The organism is Arthrobacter sp. 1088 (assembly GCF_031455315.1).
In the GTDB taxonomy this organism is placed as follows: Bacteria; Actinomycetota; Actinomycetes; order Actinomycetales; family Micrococcaceae; genus Arthrobacter.
The window spans coordinates 100,910-119,484 of record NZ_JAVDSM010000007.1; the positions used below are offsets into that span (position 1 = coordinate 100,910).

The 18,575-nt window shown below is 61.9% G+C and carries 15 protein-coding genes; 9 read left to right on the top strand and 6 right to left on the bottom strand.

What is annotated here, in order from left to right; translation table 11 throughout:
* Positions 1-83 precede the first annotated feature (83 nt).
* Both J2Y41_RS12725 and J2Y41_RS12730 read left to right on the top strand, forming a co-directional pair.
* Positions 84-473: a chorismate mutase gene (locus tag J2Y41_RS12725; RefSeq protein WP_224088095.1), complete on the top strand. Its 390-nt coding sequence runs from the start codon at positions 84-86 to the stop codon at positions 471-473.
* 4 nt (positions 474-477) lie between these two features.
* Complete coding sequence (locus J2Y41_RS12730; protein WP_224088094.1) at positions 478-1,509, top strand: hypothetical protein; 1,032 nt, start codon at positions 478-480, stop codon at positions 1,507-1,509.
* A 30-nt stretch (positions 1,510-1,539) separates the two neighbouring features.
* On the opposite strand, the gene J2Y41_RS12735 is transcribed toward J2Y41_RS12730, so the two are convergent.
* From J2Y41_RS12735 to J2Y41_RS12760, 6 genes are read right to left on the bottom strand one after another with little or no spacing between them, the layout of a single operon-like run.
* A complete protein-coding gene (locus tag J2Y41_RS12735; protein WP_224088093.1) occupies positions 1,540-2,265 on the bottom strand; it encodes a DUF4166 domain-containing protein in 726 nt (241 codons plus the stop codon).
* Positions 2,266-2,276: 11 nt separating this feature from the next.
* Positions 2,277-3,569, bottom strand: a complete 1,293-nt coding sequence (locus tag J2Y41_RS12740) for a DUF58 domain-containing protein (RefSeq protein WP_224091099.1) — start codon at positions 3,567-3,569, stop codon at positions 2,277-2,279.
* A 43-nt stretch (positions 3,570-3,612) separates the two neighbouring features.
* The gene (locus J2Y41_RS12745) at positions 3,613-4,698 is read right to left on the bottom strand and encodes a MoxR family ATPase (protein WP_309928799.1); all 1,086 of its coding nucleotides are present in this window, start codon (positions 4,696-4,698) and stop codon (positions 3,613-3,615) included.
* Positions 4,695-5,888, bottom strand: a complete 1,194-nt coding sequence (locus J2Y41_RS12750) for a DUF4350 domain-containing protein (RefSeq protein ID WP_309928802.1) — start codon at positions 5,886-5,888, stop codon at positions 4,695-4,697. Before J2Y41_RS12750 ends, J2Y41_RS12745 begins: the two co-directional genes overlap by 4 nt.
* Positions 5,885-6,577: a DUF4129 domain-containing protein gene (locus J2Y41_RS12755; RefSeq protein ID WP_309928805.1), complete on the bottom strand. Its 693-nt coding sequence runs from the start codon at positions 6,575-6,577 to the stop codon at positions 5,885-5,887. The genes J2Y41_RS12750 and J2Y41_RS12755 overlap by 4 nt, the downstream gene beginning before the upstream one ends.
* On the bottom strand, positions 6,574-7,644 hold the full coding sequence (locus J2Y41_RS12760) for a hypothetical protein (protein ID WP_309928807.1): 1,071 nt from the start codon (positions 7,642-7,644) through the stop codon (positions 6,574-6,576). The genes J2Y41_RS12755 and J2Y41_RS12760 overlap by 4 nt, the downstream gene beginning before the upstream one ends.
* 445 nt (positions 7,645-8,089) lie before the next feature.
* Here J2Y41_RS12760 and mtrA point away from each other — a divergent pair, with 445 nt between their 5' ends.
* The 7 genes from mtrA to secA all read left to right on the top strand — a co-directional run bounded on the left by mtrA (position 8,090) and on the right by secA (position 18,568).
* Positions 8,090-8,764, top strand: coding sequence for an MtrAB system response regulator MtrA (gene mtrA / locus J2Y41_RS12765; RefSeq protein WP_144649950.1), 675 nt, complete (start codon positions 8,090-8,092; stop codon positions 8,762-8,764).
* A 217-nt stretch (positions 8,765-8,981) separates the two neighbouring features.
* Positions 8,982-10,760, top strand: a complete 1,779-nt coding sequence (mtrB, locus tag J2Y41_RS12770; protein ID WP_309929128.1) for an MtrAB system histidine kinase MtrB — start codon at positions 8,982-8,984, stop codon at positions 10,758-10,760.
* Positions 10,757-12,475 (top strand): LpqB family beta-propeller domain-containing protein, encoded by a 1,719-nt coding sequence (locus J2Y41_RS12775; protein WP_224088087.1) that lies wholly within the window; start codon positions 10,757-10,759, stop codon positions 12,473-12,475. Before mtrB ends, J2Y41_RS12775 begins: the two co-directional genes overlap by 4 nt.
* An 883-nt stretch (positions 12,476-13,358) precedes the next feature.
* Positions 13,359-13,607 (top strand): phosphoribosyltransferase, encoded by a 249-nt coding sequence (locus J2Y41_RS12780; protein WP_224164759.1) that lies wholly within the window; start codon positions 13,359-13,361, stop codon positions 13,605-13,607.
* A 143-nt stretch (positions 13,608-13,750) separates the two neighbouring features.
* Positions 13,751-14,479, top strand: a complete 729-nt coding sequence (gene hpf / locus J2Y41_RS12785) for a ribosome hibernation-promoting factor, HPF/YfiA family (protein WP_224088085.1) — start codon at positions 13,751-13,753, stop codon at positions 14,477-14,479.
* Positions 14,480-14,506: 27 nt separating this feature from the next.
* Positions 14,507-15,784, top strand: coding sequence for a winged helix-turn-helix domain-containing protein (locus tag J2Y41_RS12790; protein WP_224164758.1), 1,278 nt, complete (start codon positions 14,507-14,509; stop codon positions 15,782-15,784).
* A gap of 42 nt (positions 15,785-15,826) precedes the next feature.
* A complete protein-coding gene (secA, locus tag J2Y41_RS12795; RefSeq protein ID WP_224088083.1) occupies positions 15,827-18,568 on the top strand; it encodes a preprotein translocase subunit SecA in 2,742 nt (913 codons plus the stop codon).
* Positions 18,569-18,575: the final 7 nt, after the last annotated feature.

Here is an 18,575-nt window from a genome sequence, read left to right on the forward strand (position 1 = left end):
ATTCCCGCGATGGGAACACCGCTGGCGGGACGCAGTCAGGTAACACCGGCAACGCTACCGCCGCACCCCATAGACTGGGGACCATGACCGAGCAGAACAGTGCCCTCCCCGAAGACCACGATTCCTTCAACCCGTCAGCGAGTTCCCTCGCGGGCCAGGTGGATCGCGGCGTCATGGATGAGCTGCTCTCCATCCGGTCCAGCATTGACAACATTGATGCCACACTCGTTTTCCTGCTCGCGGAACGCTTCAAGGCCACGCAGAAAGTAGGGATTCTCAAGGCCACCCACAAGCTTCCCGCGGGCGACCCCGGACGCGAAGCAGCCCAGATCGCCCGGCTTCGCCGCCTGGCCGAGGACGCACATCTTGACCCCGCATTTGCCGAGAAGTTCCTGAATTTCATCATCAGTGAAGTGATCCGCCATCATGAGGCCATCGCAGAGGATCACCAGATCTCCAGCCAGCAGGCCTGAACATATGTCAGGAGAAGTACAACGGGTCAGCGCGACGGCTCTTGGCCCATGGCCAGGGATCGACCCTGCGGAATCCCTGCGGATCATCCGGGGCGAATTGGGGGACCCCCACCTTCCGTTCCTGCCTGAACTGCCGGACCGTGGTGTCGGATCCGATGCCGTAGGCAGGACAGCATCGTTGCTGGTGGACTTGGCCGTGGATGTTCAACCACATGGTTGGAGACTGGTGGACCGGCCGGGAAAAGACGCGCAGCGGGGACGGTCCGCGCTTGCCACTGACATCAACATCCTGGCTGACGTCGCTGGAACAGAAGAGGTTTCAGCCAGGGGGATCAAGGTCCAGTTGATGGGTCCCCTGAGCCTCGCAGCCGGTTTGTACCTGCACAACGGAGAGCGGGCCCTCCTCGATTTTGGAGCGCGCCGCGACATTGCAGAGTCACTGGCAGCCGGAGTCGCAGAACACCTCCAGCGGATCTCGGAAGCGGTCCCTGGAGCGGGTATTGTGGTCCAGCTGGACGAGCCGGACATTGCCGCAGTGATGGGCGGCACGATCCCGACGGCGAGTGGTTACCGCACCCTGCGGTCCATCCCGGGCGAGGAGGTTGCGGGAGCGTGGCGGTTGGTGATCGATGGGCTCAGGGCAGCGGGCGCCGTCGAAATTGTGGTAGCCGTACCGGAGATAGAGGCGCCGATTGATCGCATACTTGATGCGGGCGCCGATGGCGTTGCTGTGCCGCTGAAGGCATTGACAACCCGCCAATGGGAGCACCTTGCCGCAGCAGTGGAAGCCGGCAAGCGTGTGTGGGCCGGTGCGATGCCCACATCAGACACTGATGCCAGGCTTCCGCGGACGGCCGAGATCGTGGAAAGCATTTGGCGGCCTTGGAGCCAACTGGGTCTCCCGGCGTCGGCCTTGCCGGCACTGCGACTGACGCCGGCTACGGGACTCGCCCACGTGAAGCCCGCCACAGCCAAGGAAGTGCTTGCCCGACTCACACAGGTGGCTGACGGCCTGGACCAGCTGTCACAGGGTTGACCGGCCTGTCCCAGGGTTGATTGGCAGGGGCTAGATCCTCTTTTCCCAGCGATCCGGTTCCGCATAGCGGGGGAGTGAGGTGCCTTGGGCTGCCCCGGGCAGGTAGGGCGCCAACCGGTAATCGAAGCGGCCGGCATAGACAAGCACGACGCCGATCTGGGGTTGGATGACCTTGACCTGGATGCGGTGCTTGCCCTCGTCCCCGTCCCACCACTGCTCCGCAAAGGCCTTTGCGTCCAGGGCTGCCGGCAACGGAATGCGCAATGGACCCAGGAAGAGCCGGCTGGCTTTCGACACGCCCCGCAGCCGGCCGTTAGGCGTGACACTTACATCCAGGTCCGTGACGAGGCGGCGGTAGCGGCCGACATGGTCCACCAACCGGGCCGGTGCGGGGGTGACGGAGCTGGCCTGCGGCGCGGTGATAGCGCTCGTGGTGTCGTGGAACAACCGCGTCCCGGATGGGAAGTAGATTTCACGCCGTGCCGTGAGGGCTTGCCGGCCGAAAGGATCCACGTGGGCATGGTTCTCAATGCGGAACGGAATGCCTTCGCCGTATTCAGGGAAGAAGGCCTCTTCGCTTCCCGTCAGGGCCAGCAAAGGACGCAACCATTTTTGCGGGCACCCTACGACGTCAAAGACCCCCTCGCCAATTCCATACGATCCGGAGCCTGCCGCCAGGGAGAAGTACTCCTGTAGTTCGGGGGCCAGCTTGTTGAAATCATTGCCCAGGGCGAGCCGGTAGATGGCTTCGTTCATTGGAGTCCTTCCTAGAGCCGTCCGGCCGCTTTAAGCCGGATGTAGGTGTCAGCAAGCAGGGGAGGGACCTCGGAGGGTTCGGCGTCCACCACTTCAGCTCCGAGTTGCCGCAATTGTTCTGTGACGGCGGCCCGTTCCAGCAGGGCGCGTTCGGCGGCGGCGGCACGGAAAACCTGGCCGGCGGTGGAACGCCCGGCTTTCATGGCTGCCAGCAAGGGGTCCCGGACAGACGCGACCACCACCACGTGCTGGCGGACCAGCTGGGCCACCATGGGGAGAAGCCCTTCCTCGGGGGCGCCGCCGTCGAGGGCTGTTAAAAGCACCACAAGCGAGCGGTGTGCCGATACGGCCCGCACCTGGCCTGGGATCTGCTGCCAGTCCAGTTCGATGAGCTCGGCCTCCAAGGTCGCCATGGCCTGAACGAGTTGCGCCAGGAGATTGCCTTTCGAAGCAGACTCGACCCTCGCGCGGAGCATCCGGTCGTAGGCGAGGAAGTCAACCCGGTCCCCGCCCCGTTCCGCCAGAACCGCGAGCAGCAGCGCCGCCTCAATCCAAGTGTCCAGCCTCGGCTCGTCGTCAATCCTGGCCGCCGCGGTCCGCGATGTGTCCAGAACGATCACGACACGCCTGTCCCGTTCCGGACGCCAGGTACGCACCACCACAGATGTGCGACGGGCAGTTGCACGCCAGTCGATGGACCGGACGTCATCCCCACGAACGTAGTCCCGCAGAGAATCGAACTCCGTTCCCGCGCCCCGGATCTGCACGGCCGCCCTGCCATCAAGCTCGCGCAGCTTGCGTAGTTTCGATGGCAGATGCCGTTTGGAATGGAAGGGTGGCAGCACTCGAAGCCGGCCGGGAAGTGCCCTGGTTCGCTGCCGTGCGGCCAGCCGCAAGGGCCCGTACGAACGGACCGTCACGTGCGGGCTTTCAAGATCGCCCCGGCGCCGTGGGAGCAGGGACACCGTCAGGCGGCGACGTTCGCCGGGTGGAACGTCGAGCGGCTGGGCTGGGTTCAGGGCTCCAGCGGAAGGTTGCCAACCGTCCCGGACCATCGCCCGTAACTTCCGGCGGCCCAGGTTGGTCACCGTGAGGACGGAATCAACCTGACTCTCCAAGGTGACGTTGCCCGGTTGCTGACGCACCAAGCCCAGCTTGGCCGGGGAAGCCGCCAGGATAAGGTCAAGGGCAAGGAGCAGCAGCAGTCCGATAGCGATGAACAGCACGGTGATCCACGCCGGAAACAGCAGCAACGGAACCAGCCCGGCAACTGCCAGCAACACGAAACGACCCGTGATGGCCATCAGGGTACCCGTGCCATTGCTGTCATCTGCATCACCGGCAGAATCAACGAGGCACCGGAACGGACGCCAGGATGCTGCCAAGGACGTCGTCAACGTGGATGCCATCCATCTGGGCCTCAGGACGCAGGCCTACCCGGTGCCTGAGGCAAGGCAACGATAGCGCTTTGACGTCGTCAGGCGTCACGAAGGGCCGCCCGGACAACCAGGCCCATGCCTTCGAAGTGTTCAGGAGGGCAGTAGCGCCTCGAGGAGAGACGCCCAGCTGGAAGGACGGCGCTGACCTGGTTGCCCGGACCACATCCACAATGTAGGCCAGGATTTCCGGTGCGACGGTCACTTGCGCCACAGCCGCACGGGCGTTGGAAAGCTCGACGGCGCCAGCCACCGCCCGCACGCCGGCCGCGGCGAGGTTCCGGGGGTCGAAGCCACCGGCGTGCCGGCGGATTACTTCGATTTCCTCGGCTCTGCCGGGCAACGGCATGGTCAACTTGAGGAGGAACCTGTCCAGCTGGGCCTCGGGTAGTGGGTAGGTTCCTTCGTATTCCACGGGATTCTGGGTGGCAGCCACGATGAAGGGCGCAGGCAGTGGGCGCGATACGCCATCCACGGAAACCTGGCGTTCCTCCATGGCTTCCAGGAGCGAGGCCTGCGTTTTGGGTGGCGTTCGGTTTATTTCATCGGCCAGCAGGATGTTGGTGAAAACGGGCCCTTCCCGGAACGTGAATTCCGATGAATGCGAGTCGTACACCAAGGAGCCCGTGACGTCACCGGGCATGAGGTCCGGGGTGAACTGTACGCGTTTGGTTTCCAGGCTCAGGGCAGTGGACAACGCCCGGACCAACAGCGTCTTGGCGACGCCGGGCACACCTTCCAGCAGGACATGGCCGCCGCAGAGAAGGGCGATGAGCATGCCTGTCACTGTGGGATCCTGGCCGACCACAGCCTTCCCAACTTCATTCCGGACGTTCAGCAGGGATTGTCGGGCAGGATCCTCCATGCCGCTGCTGTGTACGCCCTGCTGTGGTCCATTCACCTGGGGTTCGCCCGCGTGTGCATGGTTTACCTGGTGGGCCGTGCCACCGGAGTATTGGTTGTTGCTGTCCGTATAGTTGTTCGGCTGGTTGCTCATCGGGCCGTTGCCTCCTGCTCGATTCGTTCGATCTGTTGTGCCCACTGCACCAGTTGTCCTTCTGTCTGGGGTCTGGAATCAATTAATGCCCACCGGATTGCCGGTGCCTGCCGTCCAAGGCGCCGGGCCACGGCGTCGATAATGGCCTCCCCGGTGGCGTCCGTCCCCAGGTTGAAATGCCTGGCCAACCGGGCGAGGGTTCCTGCCCGGAGATTGTCGGCGGCGCGTTCCACGGCACGTGAATCCTGATATAGACGTGCACGTCCTTCGGCCGTTTCTGCGGCCTTAACCACCACGGGAAGTGGTTCAAAGACCAACGGTCCCAAGCGTCGTCCGCGCCAGAGGATGGCAAGGATAGCTATGACAGCCAGCCATGGGCCCGCAAACGCCAGCCAAGGCGGTGCGAGCTCGTTGAGCGTCGGGGTGGATCTATCGGACGCTACATCGGCGATGCCTGGTGTGTACCAGACCAAGTCGGGGCCGCTTCCCAGGGTCCGCATCGCCAATGCGGCGTTGCCAACGGCCGCGAGGTGTTGGTTTTCCAGCAACTGGGTGCTCCCCAGCACAATGATGTGCCCATCGGCCGAGGCCACATAAAGTCCAGGTCCATCGCTGCGGGTGGCGTAGCAAACAACTGGCCCCAGGTACACCGGTCCTTGGGCGGCAACGGGTCCTGCCTGCTCTGCATCTTCCTGGCTGCAGCCCGGTTCAAGGATTTTTGTCGCTTCGGGGACCACACCGCCGGGGCGGAACTCCGGATCGAGGCCGTTCAACGTGCGCAGGCGCGGTGCGACCACCACTACCCGCCCGGCGACAGCACTCACATCCTGCAACTGGGATCTATCCAGGAAACCGCGGGGGTCATACAGCAGCAAGGTGGCGTCGCCGTCGGAAAGAGCTGCCAGGGTGTCTTCGAGGTTATCGGTTGGAGTTATGCCCACACCGTGGCGCCCCAGTATTTCGGCCAAGGCCATGGCCCCGTCGGGAGCGGGATTGCGGGTAGATAGCGACCCGGAGTCTTTGGGTGCCGAGAACCGCTCCACCACCAGGAACGTCACGAATGCGGCAAACACTGCGCCCAGCGCAATCCACACCAGGTGCTTTCGGAACCAACTCCACAATGCGCTGGTCCGCCGTCGAGGCAGAGTTCCTCCCTGCAAAGCTTCCGGCACCTGTTCCTGGAGGGTCATCGCGGCACCGCGAATCCCTGCTGGCCTTGGCCAATGAAGTCAGGGGTTAGCGCGAGGAGGTCCGTATCCAGCTTGCGCAATTCGTCGTAGTCCGGACGTGTTGCGGCCTGTTCCCCATAGCGGACCGCATCAAACAGGCGGGCGGCATCGACCAGCCGGAGTTGAGCAGGGGTGAAGGCCTGGCCCAAGTGGCCTACAGCCTCATCGGCCGTCCGACCAGCCCGCGCTTCAATGACATCCCGCTCCTCCGCGGAACGCACCAACGCCCGGAACTGATCGACGACGGCGGAAGGCCAGTCGCCGTCGTCGGCCGCGGCAAGGGCACGCCTCCGGTATGTCGCAGCATCCACAGGCGTGTCCTTGCCGTAAATGCCCGTAACGGAGGCTTTTCGCGTGGCGTTCAGCCTCGGACGGACAACGAAGACAGCCACCACGGTGAGCCCGACAGCCAAGGCGATGATGAGGGGGACAGCCAGGTTGCTTTCCGGCGAAGTTCCGTCCCCTTCCAGGGAGCTGAGCCAGTCCAGGAAATCGCGCCAAAGCTGGTCCAGCCAACTGGGCCGGGCCTGGGCGTACGTCGCCTTGGATAGTTCCTCCTCGGCCCAACGGCGTGCTTCGTCACGGTCCGGGGTCACCGGCGGTTCAGTGCCGGCCAAGGCGGGAATCACATGGATTAGCGTCTCCCTCATGCCTGCGGCCGGTGCCCGGGAGGAGAGCCTGGCCATTGTCCGCCGCCAGGAGGCCATGTGTTGCCGTGGACCTGCAGGGGAGGACCACCCGGGATTCCCTCCGGATCCGAACCGCCTTCCATCAGCCGCATCAACTCCACGTCCAGCCCATCCCGACGCATTCGAAGATCCATGTAGATGAGCGCGGACACGGATGTTTGAAAAGCGAATGTCACAGACCCCACCAAAGCCCCAATGACCATCGAGATCACGGTCGTCAGGATCAGGGTGGAGGCCACCGTCCCGGCGTCCGGATGGGGAGCGATGACCGATCCAATCGCGGTGGCGGCGAGCGAAGCTGGAATCTGCACTATCTGGGCGATGATTCCCACCATCACGCTCACCAGCAGCGTTATGCCGAAGATGCGCCACCAATTGCTCTTGGTTAACTGCCAGGATCGCAGGAGTCCGTCATAGACGCCGATCCGCTCCACGACGATGGCGGCCGGAGCGAACATGAGCTTCAGCCCAATCCAGACAAAGACGATGATTCCCCCGAAGCCCAAGGGGATGACAATCAACAAGGCTGCCGGACCCAAGGCCGTGAACAACAGCACGGCAATCCCGACGACGGCTGCTGCGGCCAGCAGTCCACCGAAAGTGAGCACGGCTGCTACCCCCAGCAGAGGAAGGATCCGACCGACAGCCAGCTTCCACATCTGCCCGAAGCCTGTCCGTCGGTTGAGGACAGAACGGGAAACCGGAATGACCATGACGCCCTGGAGGACGGCGCCCAGAAAGCCGATCAACACAGAGACTCCCACGGAACCCGCCATGACGGCTAGGAACGGGCCAAAGAATCCCGCCGCATCCCCGCTGAAATCCGTTGTTTCCAAGGAATCCATAAGCTCGTACATGGCCACGGTGACAACACCCAGGAGGGCAGCGGCCGTGGCCTGGACGATCAGGGCTGAACCGAACATCGAGGCTGCATTCCGGCGTATGGTCTGGAAGGAGCCATCGAGTATCTCGCCGAACTGCAGGGGCCTCAAGGGAATGACACCTGGCTTGGGTGGGGCAACGTACATTGGTTGGCCATAGGGTGGACCGCCGGGCGCAGCCGCAGGCCATCCACCCGCCGGGCCTCCCGGAGGGTAGCCCGGCCAGTTGTTGCTACCGCCCTGTGGGGCTGACCACGCGGGCGGACCTCCCCACTGGGGCTGGTTGCCCCACGTAGGCTGACCGCCCCACGCAGGCTGACCGCCCGGATATGGCTGCTGGCCGTGCTCTGGCTGTGACACGATTTCCTCCCCAAGAGATCCGGCCCGCCGACATCCGACGTCCCCCACATGGACCTGGCCCCAAGCCTATAGTCCCGGTGTCCTCCCTCATAGCCTGAGCCCATACTGCCCGGACACCGGATCTACATCGAGCCAGGCGCGGCCGTGCAGTACGGTGGAAGTGCCTTGGGGGACGCCATGCCGTGCGCCCGCCCAACAGGACAAAGGCTTGGCGATAAGGGAATATATAACTATGAAGGCACGCATTCTGGTAGTTGACGACGACGAAGCGCTCGCAGAGATGATTGGTATTGTCCTGCGCAATGATGGCTTCGAGCCCGTATTCTGCGCAGACGGCGGCCAGGCCCTTGAGGTGTTCCGTTCCTCCAAACCCGATTTGGTGCTCCTGGACCTCATGCTGCCGGGTTCGGATGGCATCGAAGTTTGCCGGCAGATTCGTGGAGAATCGGACGTCCCCATTGTCATGCTCACGGCGAAATCGGACACTTCGGATGTTGTTCGAGGTCTTGAATCCGGCGCTGACGACTACGTGCCCAAGCCTTTCAAACCCGCTGAACTCGTGGCTCGTGTGCGTGCGCGCCTTCGGCCGGGCGAACAAAAGGCTCCGGAAACGCTGCGGATTGCTGATGTAACCATCGACGTCGCCGGGCACCTCGTGACCCGCGGTGGAGAGCGCATCTCGCTTACCCCCTTGGAGTTCGACCTCCTGGTGGCATTGGCCCGGAAGCCGTGGCAGGTCTTTACGCGCGAACTTTTGCTTGAACAGGTATGGGGATACCGCCATGCCGCGGACACCCGGTTGGTCAATGTCCATGTTCAGCGTTTGCGCTCCAAGATTGAACGGGATCCGGAAGCGCCCGAAGTTGTATTGACGGTGCGTGGTGTCGGGTATAAAGCAGGTTCCTGAGTCTCCCGCCGGCAAGACCGGCAGCACGGACAAGGACCAGAGCCCGAACGCTCCGGAGCAGCCCGCCCGGGAACAGACCGCCCGGGACCAGACCGCCCAGGAGCAGGCCCCAGGCCTGGAGCAGACCCCAGGCCAGGAACAGACCCCGCAAACTTCGGCGTCCGGGGATTCAGCCTCCGCTTCCAGTGATCCAGTAAGAAGGAACCTTCCCTGGCTGATGTGGCGCGCCCGGATATGGACACGGCGTGGCCTGATTCTGGTTCTCAGGGTTTCCCGCCTCGTCTCGATCGGTGTCCGGCAGATACGGCCGGGTCTTCGCTTCCTCTGGCGTTCTTTGCTGAGGCGGTGGCGGCGGTCACTGGAGTTCAGGACCGTGCTGACGACGCTGCTGCTTGCCGTAACGTCTTTTGCGATCGTCGGAGCGTACCTTTCCAACCAGATAGCCAATAACCTGTTCCAGGAAAGGCTCGCCCAGGCGGAGTCGGAGTCCCGGTACAACGTAAAACAGGTTCAGGACACCTTTGACGGCGCACAGGTTACTGATCAATCAAGCGTCATCACGCTGGTCTATGACACGCTAACCGCCGTAGAGGGCCGGGGCTCGGTGATCCAGCGGCGCTACGTCTTTGAAGCTGTGCCGGAACAGACCAAACCCCGTAACCGCTGGGTAGAGTCGCGCGCCTCTGACCAACTCACCGTCCGTGTCATCCCGCCGGAATTGCGGAAGGCTGTCCAGGAAGGCGGGAAGCAACAGTTCTGGGCCTCCATGCAGTTCCCGGTGGGAAACGAGGACCGCCCCGGTATTGCTGTCGGAAACAAAGTGACCTTTAACGGCACTGCCTATGAGTTGTATTTGATCTATGACCTGAACACCGCCCAGAAGACCCTGGACGAAATCCAGAATGTGCTGTGGGCCGGTGGTGCGGCGCTCGTGCTGATGATTGGTGCCATCGCGTGGTACGTCACACGCAATGTCGTCAGCCCTGTGAGCCATGCTGCCGTGGTGTCGGAAAAGCTGGCGGCGGGCCAACTCCAAGAGCGCATGGTGGTCAAGGGTGAGGATGAGGTCGCCAGGCTTGGTGCTTCGTTCAACCATATGGCGGCCAGCCTGCAGGAGCAGATCACCCAGCTCGCCACGTTGTCACAAATGCAGCAAAGATTCGTCTCGGATGTCTCGCACGAACTTCGCACGCCCTTGACCACCGTTCGCATGGCCGCGGAGGTCCTTTACGACGCCCGTGAAGACTTCGACCCTATGAACAAACGCTCGGCCGAGCTCCTCTATCACCAAGTGGAGCGCTTCCAGTCCTTGTTGTCGGACCTGCTGGAGATTTCGCGCTTCGATGCCGGTGCAGCCGTCCTGGACGCCGAACCCCAGGACATCTTCCAAGTGATCTCGCACGTCATGGAGGGCGCAGCACCCGTAGCCTCCGAGTACGGGTCCGAGGTTCGCCTCAACGCCCGTCAGAAGAGCATCATTGTCGAAATGGACTCGCGCAGGATCGACCGGATCCTGAGGAACCTGCTGCTCAACGCCCTTGAGCATGGCGAAGGAAAACCGATCCACATTTCTGTGGCAGCAAACCATGACGCCGTGGCCGTGGCCGTGCGGGACCACGGTATTGGAATGAGCCCAGCGGAAGCTGCCAGGGTTTTCGACCGTTTCTGGCGGGCTGACCCGGCACGCGCCCGAACTACTGGTGGCAGCGGCCTGGGATTGTCCATCGCAGCCGAAGACACCAAGCTCCACAACGGCTGGCTTCAGGCGTGGGGCCGCAAAGGGGCGGGCTCAAACTTCAGGTTGACCTTGCCGCTGAAGCAGGGCGGAACCATCCTCAAGTCGCCCCTTCAGTTGGAACCTGCCGACATCGACTTGCCCGGAGCCGGAAGCGAACGCCAGATGCTTGTCCTGGGTACAGGTTTTGGCAGTACAGCCGGCAAATCCGACGTCGGAACGCCTCCTTCGGGTGACGAGGGAAAGGGCGATGGATCATGAGGGTCCTTGGCACCGCACGCAGGCGGGTTTTCGTTGCTGTGCTGGCGGCGCTCATGGTCTTGCTGGCTTCGTGCGCCCAGATTCCCCGGTCCGGTCCAGTGGGAAAAAGCCAGGATGAGGGAGCGGGAAACCCCAATGCCCCTGTTTTCTTCCCCGCAGCACCGCGTGCAGGCTCCACACCTGAAGCCGTCATTGAGGATTTCTATATGGCCGGCAGCGGCTATGAGGACGACTATCCCGTAGCGCGGCAATATTTGACCCAAGCCCAGGCCGTAACGTGGAAGCCGGATAAGCGGGCCATCGTTTTCCGCGGAGCCCGCGTGGTCAAGACGGCTGTGGAGAATGAATACGTCTACGAGGTCGACCTTGCCTACACGGTGGATGCGGATGGAATAGCCACGCAGTTCCCACCGGGAACCAAGGAGACCATCCCCGTCTCGCTGGAGAAAGTGGAGGGGGAGTGGCGGATCTCCAAGGTTCCGGATGGTACTGCGATTCCGGAAGAGACCTTCAAAGTTATCTACGGCGCCTTCCCCATCTACTTCTACGACCCGACGTTCACGTATGCGGTGCCGGACTACCGATGGTTCATCAAGAAGAAGACTGTTAAGTCCATGACCAGTGCCCTGCTTGCCGGGCCTGCGCCTTATTTGCGTGGGGCAGTGGTGAGCGCTTTTCCCTCCGGGATGAAGTTGGCCAGGGAATCTGTCCCTGTCGTTTCAGGAGCAGCCCAGGTGGATTTGTCGGCCAAGGAACTGTTCGACGCATCGGCAGAAGACCGCCAACGCATGCAGAACCAGCTGGCCTTAACCTTCAGGGGGCAACCGGACGTCATTAACGTCCAGCTTCGCGCCGACCAGGACCTGGTCCGCGTCGAGGACAACGGGACAGTTCTGCCACCGGTTGTGGACAAGAATGTGCCTGCCCGCCAGGTTGCCGTCAGTAACGGCGACTTGGTCCGCTATGAGAACAACCGGGTTTCGCCATTGCCTGATATTCAGTCGGTTGCAGGTCTCGGCCCCCATTCACCCGCCGAGTCGCCCGTATCCCAAACCGTTGCCTTCCTCAACGGCGACAAAACCACGTTGTACTCCATCGAGCCGGGTCAACCGGCCCGCCAACTGACCACCCGAAGCACGTTGAGCGGGCCTTCGTTCAGTCCTCATGATTGGGTTTGGACGGCGGGACCAGGCGCCAGCGGGAACACGGAGGTTGTGGCATTCAAGCCCACTGGCGTTGCCCCTGGCATGGCTGTGCCCACGGCGACCATAACGCCCACGTGGCTGTCCGGACGGACCGTCAAGGATTTCCGGATCTCACGCGAAGGTACCCGGGCGCTGGTGATATCCGAGGCGAACGGTAAATCAGTGGTTCAAGTGACGGGCATCGTCCGGAATGCAGACGGCGCGCCCAAGGATCTTACGACTCCAATCACACTTTTCACCTCCACCTCCCCTGACCAGGGAGTGTGGGTCAACGGATCCACCGTTGCCGTCATGTCCAGTTCGGCTACGGCTACCGTGGTTCCGGAGTTGCTCTCGCTTACCTCGGGGGAGCCGCAGCAACTGGCACCGTGGGACGGCCTCATGAGCCTGAGCGCAGGTAACGGGTCGGAACAGATCTACGGGCAGTCCACAGCGGGAATTTTTCAACGTGTCGGAAATGGTTGGGAACTTCAGCTCAAGGGCCCAACGGAGCCGGCCTTCCCGGGCTGATCCGGGAGCCGGCCACCCCGGAGGCGCCGCCCCAACACGACGGTGGTTGTTCACATAGCGGGCTGTGGGACTGTTACCGGAACAAAAAGTGCCCAAGGCTACCAGCATGATTGTTTCCCTGAACGACCTCCCGTATGCCGTCAATGGTCCTCGAACCGCCCAACGGATCCAGCGCCGGCTTGACCCGGATGTTGGTGCTCCTGACACGTCAGGACCCCGGCGACGCGGAAAGGACAGGCGCCTGCTTGGGCGCGTGTTTGCCAACCTGCAAGCGGCATTGATGGAGTTGGTTGCACTCCTGGTTCCCGTTGATTGCGTCTGCTGCGGTGTGGAAGACACCGTCCTGTGCAGGCATTGTGCCAAGCGGGTGCGTCAGCTTTGCAGGAAACCCTTCAGGGCCGAACAGGAGTCGCCTGCGCTCGTCGATGTTGATGGCACTGTAAAGCTGGGCGTGGTGGCGGCAGGGCCCTATCGGGATGAACTTTCGCAGTCCCTGTTGTCGTTCAAGCGGTTAGGCCAGTGGCGGCTGGCCGAGGTGTTGGCGCCTTGCCTCGGAAACGCAGTTCGGCTGGCCATTGGTGACCAGCCGGGGTTTTGCGTTGTTCCCGTTCCCAGCAGCGGCAGGGCCTTCCGAAGCCGGGGTTTCAGCCCCGTCCACGTTCTGCTCCGCTGCATGAAGAGACGGGGGATGTTGTCCAGGTGCCCGGCTCTTGATGCGCTTGAGAAGACCGGGAATCTCCTGGAAAACCAGCGGCTGGCCGCAACTTGCAAAGACTTGGTCGGAGTTGGCGTCAGGACCCTCCTTGGCACGGAGGGGAAAGATGGTTCCACGGGCCAAAAAGGACTCGGCAGGGGTGAGCGTGCCAGGCGTGTCCGGGGTTCCATGAGGGTACGACCCCGCTACGGGGAAAAGATCCGTGGGCAAAGATGCCTGATTGTGGACGATGTTCTCACCACGGGAGCCACCCTGGCGGAGGCTGCCCGGGCAGTGTCCGCGGCGGGAGGGATAGTCTGCGGCGCCGTTGTTCTCGCGGCCACGAGGCCACCAGCCTACGCCTCCAATACCGCCGGAGACGAGCCCTCGGATGGGGTTAAGACGCAAACAAAAAATAAGTGGCCAAAGGGTGAATAACTCGTGCCGATGAACTAACGTCGGTTGTGGGTACCAAGAACAGATGTACCTGTCGATAGCGGCTCGGAAAGGGGCTCGACTGTCCGTCAGACCAGCCCCCTACAGCGTCGTTGTCGTGTCACCTGAGTTATTTGGAGGGCACCATGGAGTTCATGATCAGCGGACGAAATCTGACAGTTTCTGACCGCTTTCGCGAATATGCCGGCGAGAAGATCTCAAAGATTGAATCGTTGGGGGACAAAGTCCAGCGAGTCGACGCCAAGGTTTCCAAGGAGACCAACCCCCGGCAAACGCCGGGACAGCTCACCGTTGAAGTGACAGTCCTGGGCCGAGGCCCTGTTATCCGTGCCGAGGCCACAGCCGCTGACAAATTTGCTGCCTTCGATCTTGCGTACAACAAGCTGCTTGAGCGGTTGCGCCGCGCGAAGGACAGGAAGAAGGTGCACCATGGGCGTCACACGCCCAAGGCCGTTCGGGAGGCAACGGCGTCCCTCGAGCCCGCTAGTGCCAGTGAGCCGATCTACGTAGGCGCCAGCAACCAGCAGGAACCTGAACCGCAGGCCGAGGAGCGGTCGCCCTACGACATCGAGAACGATATTCCAGCAGGTGATTCACCCGTTTTGATCCGTCGGAAGGTGTTCCCCGCCGCATCCCTCACTCTCGATGATGCAGTGGACAACATGGAACTGGTGGGGCACAACTTCTACCTGTTCCTGGATAAGGAAACCAATGCACCCTCGGTTGTGTACCGGCGCAGTGGCTGGACTTATGGTGTCATAACCCTCGACTCCACCTGCGAGCCCGGCGAGGAAGCCGTGGAGGAGAAGATCCACGCGTACCGCTCGGATGACCAGGCGGCCACCGCCAAGTAAGGCTTTATCGCACGTGAAAGGACTTCAATGACCGCTTCGCTGAGCCTGTCACAGGCACGGCGGATCGCATTGGCAGCCCAAGGATTGGCGAAAGTCCGGCCCGCCGGCCCCGTGACCCCACGGGCGGTGGGCCGGACCTTTGCACGGATCCAGCTTGTCCAGATCGACTCCGTGAATGTGCTGGCGCGGAGCCACTATCTGCCATTCTTTTCCCGCCTGGGAAACTATGATCCGGCAATCCTTCACTCCATGGCAGGCCGAAAACCCCGCAGAATGATGGAGTACTGGGCTCACGAGGCCAGCTATATCCGTCCGGAGCATTTTCCCGACCTTCTTCTTTGGCAGAAGCGGGCTTGGGTTGGTGCCCATCATATGGAGCCCGCGGTGCGGATCGCCATGGAGGAACGAATCCTCGCGGCCCTGGAGGCCGGACCGCCGATGACCGCATCTGCCTTGACTGCACAACTTGGGCACACCCAGGACGCCGAAAGCGGAAATTGGGGTTGGAACTGGAACGCCGTGAAGCGCGTTCTGGAGCATCTGTTCGAAGAAGGCCGCGTTTCGGCGGCGTCGCGGACACCCCAATTCGAACGTCTCTACACCATTACTTCCAGGGTCCTGCCGGGTTCGGTACACAGCGGGATGGATGCGGATGCCGCCCTTGACCGGCTCATGGATGCAGCCGCCATGGCACACGGCATTGGAACGGTCCGGTGTTTTGCCGATTATTTTCGGACCCCGCTAAAGGCCGGGGAGGCGTCGGTGCAGCGCCTTCTCCAGGCAGGCCGGCTGGAGCGCGTTTCGGTTCGCGGCTGGGAACGGGAAACCTACCGCCACGTCGAGGCCGGATTGCCACGGAGGGCCGAAGGCCGGGCGCTCCTGAGCCCTTTTGACTCGCTGGTCTTCGAACGGCGGCGCCTGGAAGAATTGTTCGGGTTCCACTATCGGATTGAGATCTACACGCCCGCTGCCAAGCGCCGTTTCGGCTACTATGTTCTGCCCTTCCTGCTTCGGGAAGGCATCGTGGCCCGTGTCGATTTGAAGGCTGACAGGGCCGCAGGCCAACTCTTGGTTCGGTCCGCATTTGGTGAGCCAGGAGCGCCGCCCGATACCGCCGTCGAGCTTTCCGCCGAATTGTGGCTCATGGCCCAATGGCTCGGCCTTCAGGAAGTTGTCGTGTGGCCGGTAGGGGATCTCGCGGTTCCACTCTCCGAGGCAGTGAACGGGGGCCCTGAACCAGACGGGCCAGGCAGTCCGCTCACAGGGGAACCGGATAACGTGGCGATACTCTCTCCCGTAGACTGAAACAGCCAGAATTCGGCAGCATGAGACTGGGAGCAATTTCACGTGGCATCACTAATCGAAAAACTTCTCCGCACGGGTGACAAGAAAACACTCAGGCAACTGCGGAACTATGCCGATTCCATCAATGCCCTGGAAGACTCTTTCAAGACGTTCTCTGATGCTGAACTCCGGGAGGAAACAGACCGTTTGCGCTCCCGGCACCAGGACGGCGAGACACTGGACGCGCTCCTGCCTGAGGCCTTTGCTGCGGTCCGTGAGGCCTCATCCCGAACGTTGGGCATGCGGCATTTTGACGTCCAGCTGATGGGTGGCGCCGCCCTCCATCTGGGCAACATCGCCGAAATGAAAACCGGTGAAGGCAAGACCCTCGTGGCAACTGCGCCGGCATACCTCAATGCCCTCACCGGCAAGGGCGTCCACGTCGTCACGGTGAATGATTACCTTGCCGAATACCAGTCCGAGCTCATGGGACGCGTCTACCGCTTCCTTGGCCTGACAAGCGGATGCATCCTCTCCAACCAGGATCCGTCAGTGCGTCGGCAGCAGTACGCCGCGGACATCACCTACGGGACAAACAACGAATTTGGCTTCGACTATTTGCGCGACAACATGGCCTGGGACGCCAGTGAACTCGTTCAGCGGGGGCACAACTTCGCCATTGTGGATGAAGTTGACTCGATTCTGATCGATGAAGCGCGTACCCCGCTCATCATTTCGGGTCCGGCCCAAGGCGATACGAACCGCTGGTACAGCGAATTCGCAAAGGTCGTACTCCGGCTACAGCCGGAAGTTGACTACGAAGTCGACGAGAAGAAGCGGACTGTTGGAGTCCTGGAAGCCGGAATTGAAAAGGTGGAGGACTACCTCGGTATCCAGAACCTGTACGAATCGGCCAACACCCCGCTCATTGGTTTCCTGAACAACGCCATCAAGGCGAAGGAACTCTTCAAACGCGACAAGGATTACGTCATCCTCGACGGCGAGGTCCTGATTGTTGACGAGCACACGGGCCGTATCCTCGCCGGGCGACGATACAACGAAGGCATGCACCAGGCCATCGAGGCCAAGGAAAACGTCGAGATCAAGGCCGAAAACCAGACCCTGGCAACGGTAACGCTGCAGAACTACTTCCGCATGTATTCGAAGCTGTCAGGTATGACGGGTACGGCCGAGACCGAGGCAGCCGAGTTCATGAGCACGTACAAACTCGGAGTTGTGCCCATTCCCACCAACCGGGACATGCAGCGCATTGACCAGTCGGACCTCGTCTATAAGAACGAGATCGTCAAGTTCGACGCCGTCGTCAAGGACATCGCGGAACGCCACGAAAAGGGCCAGCCCGTACTCGTTGGCACCACCAGCGTTGAGAAGAGCGAATATCTCTCCAAGCTGCTGGCAAAGGAAGGTATCCGCCACGAGGTCCTCAACGCAAAGAACCACGCACGGGAAGCCTCCATCGTTGCCCAGGCCGGACGTAAGGGTGCCGTCACGGTAGCAACCAATATGGCAGGCCGCGGTACCGACATCATGCTTGGTGGCAACGCCGAATTCACTGCGATCGCAGACCTCGCCAAGAGGGGCCTGGACCCGGAGGAGAACTCGGAAGAGTACGAGGCAGCATGGCCGGAGGCACTTGCAGCGGCCAAGCAGGCGGTCAAGGACGAGCACGAGGAAGTACTGGACCTTGGCGGCCTCTACGTGCTGGGCACCGAGCGCCACGAGTCCCGCCGGATTGATAATCAGCTGCGGGGCCGCTCCGGACGCCAGGGCGACCCCGGGGAATCACGTTTCTACCTTTCACTGACCGACGACCTCATGAGGCTGTTTAATTCCGGTGCTGCCGAGCGGCTCATGAACAGTTCGGTGCCCGACGACGTCGCGCTGGAATCAAAGCTTGTTTCCCGCGCCATTGCCTCGGCCCAGGGACAGGTGGAAGCACGTAATGCGGAGCAGCGCAAGAACGTCCTCAAGTACGACGACGTCTTGAACCGCCAGCGTGAAGCGATCTACGGGGACCGTCGTCGGATCCTCGAAGGCGATGATCTCCACGAAAAAGTGCAGTTCTTCCTGGAAGACACCATCAGCGCGCTTATCGACTCCGCCACAGCGGAAGGCAACGGCGATGACTGGGACTTCAACCAGTTGTGGTCCAACCTGAAGACGTTGTACCCAGCCACCGTAACTGCCCAGGAAATCATTGATGAAGCCGGCGGCAAGTCCAGGGTCACTGCCGAATTCCTCAAGGAAGAGATCCTCTCTGACGCGCGGCTTGTGTACCAGGCCCGTGAAGAAGCCATTGGCTCCGAAAGCATGCGGGAGCTGGAACGCCGCGTCGTTCTCTCGGTGCTTGGGCGTAAATGGCAAGAACACCTGTACGAGATGGACTACCTCAAAGAGGGCATCGGGCTGCGGGCCATGGCTCAACGCGATCCGCTGGTGGAGTACCAGCGCGAAGGCTTCGTGATGTTCCAAAGCATGATGGAAGCTATCCGCGAGGAAAGCATTGGTTTCCTCTACAACCTTGAAGTTGAAGTGACCCCCGCCGAAGATGTCGTTGTTGCCGACGATACTGCGGCAGGTGCACACACCGAGCACCACGATCCCCAGATCCGCGCTGCCGGTCTGGAGACACCCGAAAAGCCGGCGCAATTGCAGTACACAGCTCCAGGCGAGGACGGGGCAAGCCAGACCCGAATCGAGGGTCGCTCCTCGGGCCGGTCCGGTAATCCTGCCAAGGCAGCCACCCAGGAGCAGCGCAAGACCGCCAAGAAGAAGCGGCGCTGATCCAGCC

What these genes read in the sequence shown, in the direction of transcription:
- J2Y41_RS12750 (WP_309928802.1), bottom strand. Translation starts at nt 5,888, where the DNA reads ATGACCCTCCAGGAACAGGTGCCGGAAGCTTTGCAGGGAGGAACTCTG.
- mtrB (WP_309929128.1), top strand. Translation starts at nt 8,982, where the DNA reads ATGTGGCGCGCCCGGATATGGACACGGCGTGGCCTGATTCTGGTTCTC.
- J2Y41_RS12780 (WP_224164759.1), top strand. Translation starts at nt 13,359, where the DNA reads ATGAGGGTACGACCCCGCTACGGGGAAAAGATCCGTGGGCAAAGATGC.
- mtrA (WP_144649950.1), top strand. Translation starts at nt 8,090, where the DNA reads ATGAAGGCACGCATTCTGGTAGTTGACGACGACGAAGCGCTCGCAGAG.
- J2Y41_RS12790 (WP_224164758.1), top strand. Translation starts at nt 14,507, where the DNA reads ATGACCGCTTCGCTGAGCCTGTCACAGGCACGGCGGATCGCATTGGCA.
- J2Y41_RS12735 (WP_224088093.1), bottom strand. Translation starts at nt 2,265, where the DNA reads ATGAACGAAGCCATCTACCGGCTCGCCCTGGGCAATGATTTCAACAAG.
- J2Y41_RS12740 (WP_224091099.1), bottom strand. Translation starts at nt 3,569, where the DNA reads ATGGCCATCACGGGTCGTTTCGTGTTGCTGGCAGTTGCCGGGCTGGTT.
- J2Y41_RS12760 (WP_309928807.1), bottom strand. Translation starts at nt 7,644, where the DNA reads ATGTACGTTGCCCCACCCAAGCCAGGTGTCATTCCCTTGAGGCCCCTG.
- hpf (WP_224088085.1), top strand. Translation starts at nt 13,751, where the DNA reads ATGGAGTTCATGATCAGCGGACGAAATCTGACAGTTTCTGACCGCTTT.
- J2Y41_RS12755 (WP_309928805.1), bottom strand. Translation starts at nt 6,577, where the DNA reads ATGAGGGAGACGCTAATCCATGTGATTCCCGCCTTGGCCGGCACTGAA.
- J2Y41_RS12775 (WP_224088087.1), top strand. Translation starts at nt 10,757, where the DNA reads ATGAGGGTCCTTGGCACCGCACGCAGGCGGGTTTTCGTTGCTGTGCTG.
- J2Y41_RS12745 (WP_309928799.1), bottom strand. Translation starts at nt 4,698, where the DNA reads ATGAGCAACCAGCCGAACAACTATACGGACAGCAACAACCAATACTCC.
- J2Y41_RS12725 (WP_224088095.1), top strand. Translation starts at nt 84, where the DNA reads ATGACCGAGCAGAACAGTGCCCTCCCCGAAGACCACGATTCCTTCAAC.
- J2Y41_RS12730 (WP_224088094.1), top strand. Translation starts at nt 478, where the DNA reads ATGTCAGGAGAAGTACAACGGGTCAGCGCGACGGCTCTTGGCCCATGG.